Here is a 6,135-nt window from a genome sequence, read left to right on the forward strand (position 1 = left end):
TACTGACCAGAACGAGGTAACCATAAAGAGCGGTTGGCACGGAGTCTGCGTAGCGGATATCCTGAGTGGCGTGCCAACAGCTCATGTGGTTCGCTCCCGTACTGGCACCAACGCGCTTGCTCTTCTCAGGAGTCATCATGTCCTCAACCGAAGGTTTGGCCCGGGTTCCCGCACGTCGCCTGGCTGGCGCGGCCCGGGTGGCGCGCACCATTGCGCTCATCATGCTCGTCGCGGTGTCGACTGGCTTCGGCATTGCGATTGGCACGTCGTTCGACTCATCCGATGGCGCTACCGCCTCGACGCGCCTGAGCACCATGCCGGAGTTCCAGGTGCTCGAGGAGACGTACGACGCCATCCGCGAGCATTACGTGCTTTCGGGCGAGAAGACCTGGATTTCCAATGGCGGCATCGCCGATCTCTATACCGTGTTCGCCCGCACCGGCGAGGCACCCGGCGCCAAGGGCATCTCGGCTTTCCTCGTTCCCGCGGACACGCCGGGGCTGGAGGTGGCCGAACGGCTCGACGTGATCGCACCGCATCCACTGGCAAGGCTCGCTTTCAGCGATGTGCGCGTGCCCGCTTCCGCCCTGATCGGCAAGTCGGGCGACGGCTTCAAGATCGCCATGTCGGTGCTCGACGTGTTCCGTTCCACGGTCGGCGCTGCCGCGCTCGGCTTCGCGCGCCGGGCACTGGACGAAACGCTTGACCGTGCCGGCAACCGCGAACTCTTCGGCGCCCCGCTCTTCGACCTGCAAATGGTACAGGGCCACATCGCGGACATGGCGCTCCATGTCGATGCCGCCGCGCTCCTCGTCTACCGCGCTGCATGGACCAAGGACATGGGCGCGCCGCGCGTTACCCGCGAGGCAGCGATGGCGAAACTTTTCGCCACCGACCGGGCACAGGAAGTGATCGACAAGGCGGTGCAGATTCATGGCGGCGACGGTGTGCGCCGTGGGCATATCGTGGAAAGTCTTTACCGGGAGATAAGGGCGCTCCGCATCTATGAGGGCGCATCAGACGTCCAGAAAGTCGTCATCGCACGGCAAACAAAATGAGGGTGAACACATGCTCGGACCGACAGGTCACATAGACACATTCGCGCGGGACAACCTGCCGCCGGAAGATCAATGGCCGAAGTTCCTGCTCGATGACTTCGAGTATCCCGACTATTTGAATGCCGGCGTCGAATTGACCGACCGGATGGTCGAGCGCGGTTTCGGCGACCGTGTGGCGCTGATCGGCAATGGCCGCCGCCGTACCTATAAGGAACTGGCCGACTGGACGAGCCGCCTCGCGCACGCGCTGGTGGAGGACTACGGCGTCAAGCCCGGTAACCGCATCCTGATCCGTTCGGCCAACAATCCGGCCATGGTCGCCTGCTGGTTGGCCGCCACCAAAGCGGGCGCGGTGGTCATCAACACCATGCCGATGCTGCGTGCCGGCGAGCTCGCCAAGATCGTCGACAAGGCCGAAATCGGGCTCGCCCTTTGCGACACACGCATCAAGGATGAGCTGGTCGCCTGCTCCAAGGAAAGCAAGTTTCTCAAGAAGGTTGTCGGCTTCGACGGAACGGCAAATTTCGATGCCGAACTCGACCGCATCGCGCTCGACAAGCCGGTCCAATTCGAAGCGGTCAGGACCGGTCGCGACGATGTCGCGCTTCTCGGTTTCACCTCCGGCACCACCGGCACGCCCAAGGCGACCATGCATTTCCACCGCGACCTGCTCATCATTGCAGACGCCTATGCGAAAGAAGTGCTTCAGGTCACGCCGGACGACGTGTTCGTGGGCTCGCCGCCGCTGGCCTTTACCTTCGGTCTTGGCGGGTTGGCGATCTTCCCTCTGCGTTTCGGCGCCACGGCAACGCTGCTCGAAAGCGCCACCCCGCCCAACATGGTCGAAATCATCGAGAAGTACCGAGCCACGGTCAGCTTCACCGCGCCCACCGCCTACCGCGCCATGATGGCGGCGATGGACGAGGGCGCGGATCTTTCCTCGCTGCGCGTTGCCGTTTCCGCCGGCGAGACCTTGCCGGGCCCGGTCTTTGAAGCGTGGACGGAGAAGACGGGCAAACCGATCCTGGACGGCATCGGCGCCACCGAGATGTTGCACATCTTCATCTCCAACCGGTTCGACGATCGGCACCCGGCAACCACTGGCCGCCCCGTGGGCGGCTATGAAGCACGGATAGTCGACGAAGAGATGAACGAGTTGCCGCGCGGCGAAACCGGGCGTCTGGCCGTGCGCGGCCCGACCGGCTGCCGCTATCTCGCCGACGAGCGGCAGAAGGAGTATGTGCGCGACGGCTGGAACCTCACCGGCGATTCCTTCTATCAGGATGAAGACGGCCACTTCCATTTCGCCGCCCGCTCCGACGACATGATCGTCTCCGCCGGCTACAACATTGCCGGGCCGGAAGTGGAAGCGGCACTCCTCGCCCACATTGAAGTCGTGGAATGCGCCGTTATCGGCGCACCGAGCGAGGAACGCGGGCAAATCGTGGAAGCGCATGTGGTCCTGGCCGAGGGCGTCGCCCGCGACGAGATGACCGTGAAGCGTCTGCAGGATCATGTGAAGGCGGCAATCGCACCTTACAAATATCCTCGGTCCGTCAAGTTCCTCGACGCCCTGCCGAAGACCGAAACGGGCAAGATCCAGCGCTTCCGTCTGCGGAAGAAAGGCTGATCATGGGTGACCGGCCGGAGTTAGATGACGACAAGGCGGCGGATATAAAACCGCCCATGTCGTACAGCGACTATCTGCATCTGGAAAAAATTCTCGATGCTCAGGAGCCGTTGTCCAGGGCGCGCGACGAGTTGCTGTTCATCATACAGCACCAAACCTCGGAACTCTGGATGAAACTCGCCATTGCCGAGATCCGCTCCGCCCGCGCCGCCATTGCCGAAGATCGGCTGCGCCCGGCCTTCAAAATGCTGACTCGCGTGGCGCGCATCTTCGAGCAATTGAACAGCGCCTGGGATGTGCTGCGCACCATGACGCCGAGCGAGTACTCAACGTTCCGCGACGCGCTCGGCCAGTCATCGGGCTTTCAGTCCTGGCAATATCGTTCCATCGAGTTTTTAGCCGGCAATAGAAATTTGGCGATGCTCAAGCCGCATTCGGACCTGCCGGAGATCACCGAGCGTCTGGAAGACATTCTGGCCGAGCCGAGCCTCTATGACGAGGCGCTGCGGCTTCTGGCGCGCAACGGTTTCGACATCGGGGCGGACGCCGCACGCACGAGCTGGCGCGAGCGTCGCACAGCGAACGAGCGGGTACAGTCGGCATGGAAGGCGGTCTATGCCGACCCCGACGAGCATTGGGCGCTCTACGAGCTCGCCGAAAAACTGATCGACTTTGAAGACTATTTCCGCCGCTGGCGTTTCAACCATGTAACAACTGTCGAACGGATCATAGGGCTGAAGCGCGGTACGGGCGGCACTTCCGGCGTTTCCTATTTGCGCAAAATGCTGGATGTGGAACTATTCCCCGAACTTTGGCGGGTTCGCACGGACATGTAGCCCCGGGCGGGTGACAAAGCCGAAATTTGCGGCAACAAATAAAACGGGAACCATTGGGAGACTTTTTATGAGAAAACGACTTGCAGCATGCCTCTTCGCCCTGTCGGCCAGTGTGGTCGGCAATGCCGTCGCCGAGCCGGTCAAGATCGGCATGATCACCACGCTGTCCGGCGGCGGTGCCGGTCTCGGCATCGATGCGCGTGACGGCTTCATGCTGGCGATCGAGCAATCCGGTAACGATGAGATCGAAATTGTCACCGAGGACGACGCACGCAAGCCCGAACTGGCCGTGCAGATCGCCGACAAGATGATCCAGAGCGACAAGGTAGACCTGATGACCGGTATCATCTGGTCGAACCTGGCCATGGCCGTCGTGCCTTCGGCAACCGCACAGGACGTGATCTATCTGTCGGTCAATGCCGGCCCTTCGGCACTGGCCGGCTCAGGGTGCAGCCCCAACTATTTCAACGTCGCCTACCAGAACGACAATTTCCACGAAGCGATGGGTGAAGCCGCCAACAAGGACTTCAAAAAGACCTTCATCATGGCCCCCAACTATCCGGCCGGAAAGGATTCGCTGACCGGTTTCAAGCGCTTCTACAAGGGAGAGCTGGCCGGCGAGGTCTATACCAAGCTGGGACAGACGGACTACGCGGCCGAGATCGCCCAGATTCGCGCTTCGGGCGCGGATTCGGTGTTCATCTTCCTGCCCGGCGGCATGGGCGTGGCCTTCACCAAGCAATATGCCCAGTCGGGCGTGGATATCCCCTTGATGGGACCGGCGTTCTCGTTCAGCCAGGACGTGTTGCCGGCCATCGGCGATGCCGCGCTTGGTGTAAAGAACGCCGCTTCCTGGGCCTATGACCTCGACAACGAGGCCAACAAGACCTTCGTCGAGGGCTTCAAGGAAGCCTATGGCCGCCTGCCCTCCGTCTACGCCGCGCAGGCATATGACACCGCGAATCTGATCCTCTCGACCGCCGAAAAGGCGAGTGTGAAAGACAAGGAAGCCTTTCGCGCGGCGCTTAAGGAAGCGGATTTCGATTCGGTTCGCGGCAAATTCTCGTTCAACACCAACAATCATCCGATCCAGGATTTCTATGTCCGCGAAGTGGTGAAGGACGGCGACACGCTGACCAACAAGATCGTTGCCACCGCGTTCACCGATCACAAGGATGCCTACGCGGCCGAGTGCAAGATGTAAAACAGCCTATTTCTCCCCGCGAGCGGGGAGAAATTGCCGACAGGCGGACGAGGGGCAGGCGCCAGGATGCGCGGATCATGACGCTGCCCCTCACCCTCTTCTCGTGAACAGGGAGAGGGTGACGCCCACACAACAATCGACCCTAAAACCAGACGGCGAACCCCGTGTCCCTCACACTATTCATAGAGCAGATCCTGAACGGCCTGCAGTTCGGCGTGATGCTGTTCCTTATGGCTGCCGGCCTGACGCTGATCTTCGGCGTCATGGGGCTCATCAATCTCGCGCATGGGTCGCTCTTCATGGTCGGCGCATTCGCCTGCGCGGCCGTGGCCGCTGCCACCGGCTCCTTCTGGCTCGGCCTCGCCGCCAGCCTGGCCGCCGCGGCTGCCGCTGGCGCGCTCGTCGAAATCCTCGTCATCAGACGGCTCTATGAACGCGACCATCTCGACCAGGTGTTGGCCACCTTCGCGCTGATTCTCATTTTCTCCGAGGGCACGCGCTGGGTGTTCGGCTCCTTTCCGCTCTATCTCGACATTCCGCAGCTTCTTTCAGGCGCCGTGCATCTGCCCGGCGGCGCGCAATATCCCATCTACCGGCTCGCCGTGATCGGCGTCGGCATCGCGGTCGCCGTGGGGCTCTATCTCCTGATCGGCAAGACGCGGCTCGGCATGCGCATCCGCGCCGGCTCTCGTCTTTCCAGTTCGATCCACGCGCTGTTGCAGCAGCACGGGGAGGACAAGCACGTGAAGGCCGCGGGCAAGCTGGCCATTGCGCATTTCACCCTGCAGGCAGAGCGCCAGTCCGCGATGGAGGCAGAACCGCGCGATCCGGGCGACATGCCATTCCGCGGGTCCGAAAACTGGCTGTTCCAGCTCGGTTACATGGTGGTGGACGGGGGCTCCCGCTCCCGCGTAGAGCACTGTTTCGACAACCTGCATATCGTCAATTTCAACTGCGATCGTTCCATCGAGCATTACATGCCGTGGGTGCTCCATTCCGGTTTCGGCATGCCGATCACCGAAGCGCAGGACCTGTGCGCGGAGAAGCTGAAGGTCGTGCACCCCTACGGCCGTGCGGGCCGGCTCGAATGGCAGACCGGGTCCGATGAGGAGGCTGAATGGGGCGCGGACAATCCGAAGGCCCTGTTCAAGGTTGCCGAGGGGATTCGCACCGCCGGCGAGTTTTCCGAGGATCGCCAACTGAAGGCTTCCCTGCAGGCGGGACTGGCGAACGCGCGCCGTCTTGCCTTCATCGGTTTCGACTTCAATTCGCTCGATACTTCGCTGCTGTTCCAGGAACGGTTGACCCACGGTCCGGACACGCTCGTGGCGCTTCGCGAAGGTGAGAAGGAGAGGGTCGATACCATCAGCCGCGTGCTGAGGAATCTCGGCGGCATCGCGCCCGAAG

At 62.0% G+C, this 6,135-nt stretch carries 4 protein-coding genes and 1 pseudogene; all 5 read left to right on the top strand.

What is annotated here, in order from left to right; translation table 11 throughout:
* Positions 1–314 precede the first annotated feature (314 nt).
* Positions 315–1,058, top strand: a complete 744-nt coding sequence (locus tag QZ638_RS21920; RefSeq protein WP_366936274.1) for an acyl-CoA dehydrogenase family protein — start codon at positions 315–317, stop codon at positions 1,056–1,058.
* Between the two features lie 10 nt (positions 1,059–1,068).
* Positions 1,069–2,688, top strand: coding sequence for an AMP-binding protein (locus QZ638_RS21925; protein WP_295814549.1), 1,620 nt, complete (start codon positions 1,069–1,071; stop codon positions 2,686–2,688).
* Between the two features lie 2 nt (positions 2,689–2,690).
* Complete coding sequence (kynA, locus tag QZ638_RS21930; RefSeq protein ID WP_295814552.1) at positions 2,691–3,524, top strand: tryptophan 2,3-dioxygenase; 834 nt, start codon at positions 2,691–2,693, stop codon at positions 3,522–3,524.
* Between the two features lie 67 nt (positions 3,525–3,591).
* Positions 3,592–4,728: an ABC transporter substrate-binding protein gene (locus QZ638_RS21935; protein ID WP_295814555.1), complete on the top strand. Its 1,137-nt coding sequence runs from the start codon at positions 3,592–3,594 to the stop codon at positions 4,726–4,728.
* A gap of 164 nt (positions 4,729–4,892) precedes the next feature.
* Positions 4,893–5,414 (top strand): annotated as a pseudogene (locus QZ638_RS21940) (branched-chain amino acid ABC transporter permease); the annotation flags it as partial.
* Positions 5,415–6,135 lie beyond the last annotated feature (721 nt).

Origin of the sequence: uncultured Nitratireductor sp. (assembly GCF_913053745.1) — a bacterium.
Classification (GTDB): domain Bacteria; phylum Pseudomonadota; class Alphaproteobacteria; order Rhizobiales; family Rhizobiaceae; genus Nitratireductor.

What these genes read in the sequence shown, in the direction of transcription:
- QZ638_RS21935 (WP_295814555.1), top strand. Translation starts at nt 3,592, where the DNA reads ATGAGAAAACGACTTGCAGCATGCCTCTTCGCCCTGTCGGCCAGTGTG.
- kynA (WP_295814552.1), top strand. Translation starts at nt 2,691, where the DNA reads ATGGGTGACCGGCCGGAGTTAGATGACGACAAGGCGGCGGATATAAAA.
- QZ638_RS21925 (WP_295814549.1), top strand. Translation starts at nt 1,069, where the DNA reads ATGCTCGGACCGACAGGTCACATAGACACATTCGCGCGGGACAACCTG.
- QZ638_RS21920 (WP_366936274.1), top strand. Translation starts at nt 315, where the DNA reads ATGCCGGAGTTCCAGGTGCTCGAGGAGACGTACGACGCCATCCGCGAG.